1 protein-coding gene is annotated in these 1,035 nt (G+C 56.2%); it reads right to left on the bottom strand.

Annotated elements, in window-relative coordinates; all coding sequences use genetic code 11:
- The coding region (locus tag FKN99_RS17735) for an IS30 family transposase (protein WP_172119107.1) at positions 1 to 933 on the bottom strand (933 nt) is incomplete at its 3' end.
- Positions 934 to 1,035: the final 102 nt, after the last annotated feature.

Below are 1,035 nucleotides of genomic sequence, written 5' to 3'. Positions count from 1 at the left end.
TTGTGCCGGTGTCCGATACCCCAAGCGTTTTCTGGGGCGATTATTCAGCTTGGCAACGACTCGCCTCAGTGCTGAGTCGCTCACCTTTCGGAAGTCCGTCCCTTTCGGGAAATATTGGCGAATCAGTCCGTTGGTGTTTTCATTGGTACCACGCTGGCATGAGCGGTACGGGTCGCAAAAATAGGTCTTGGCCGAGACGGCCCTGGCAACCTGTCGATGCTCGGCGAATTCCGAGCCGTTATCCAAGGTGATGGTCTGTACTGCACCTCGGCGTGGTTTTAATAACCGGGTCATCGCTTCGGCCGTTCCTGTGGCCGTGATCGTCGGCAGGCGCGCTGCCAAGAGGTATCCGCTGCGTCTCTCGACGAGGGTCACCAGGCCGGATTCTTTGTGGCCCTTGAGCACCGTATCGCCTTCCCAATGGCCGATATGGCGCCTTTCTTCCACTTCGGCGGGACGTTGTTCAATGCCTACCCGGTGTGGAATTTTACCCAATCCCGCATGCTTGGCCAGCCGGCGCTGATAGCGCCGCTGGCGTGGTAGACGGAGTCGCTTCCATAATTCGCCGCCGTGTTTCTTGTCGTCCCAGACTAACGCATAGATCCACTGATGGCTTACGCAAGCCCCGTTGGCATTCGCCATGAAGCCACTAATTTGCTGGGGGCTCCATTCGTCCCTCAGTTGATCAGTGACCCATCGAATTAGGCTGGGCAATCGCTTCGTCACTTTCCAGGCGCTGCATCGACGCTGATCACTTCTCAATTGAGCCTGCTCAGGCGCATAGCCAGCAGTAAGCCCATTGCGCTTTATCTCCCGACTAATGGTGCTGCTGTGAACCCCAATAGCCTTGGCTATCTGTCGCTGGCTGATGCCGGTCTCAAGGTAAGCGAAAATTTGGTATCGTTGGGCCTGGGTCAGTTGTCGGTATCCCATTCTCTGCTTCACTTTGGTCGGTAAAGTCGAGAGGGTACCGGCGCTGACCCTCCTTCCTCTACTGTGCGATCCAAAGTGCTGCGGTTATTCTATGAATCCAGG

Origin of the sequence: Halomonas hibernica (genome assembly GCF_013183775.1) — a bacterium.
Lineage (GTDB): Bacteria > Pseudomonadota > Gammaproteobacteria > Pseudomonadales > Halomonadaceae > Vreelandella > Vreelandella citrativorans.
This window is presented reverse-complemented; position numbering and strand designations above follow the sequence as displayed.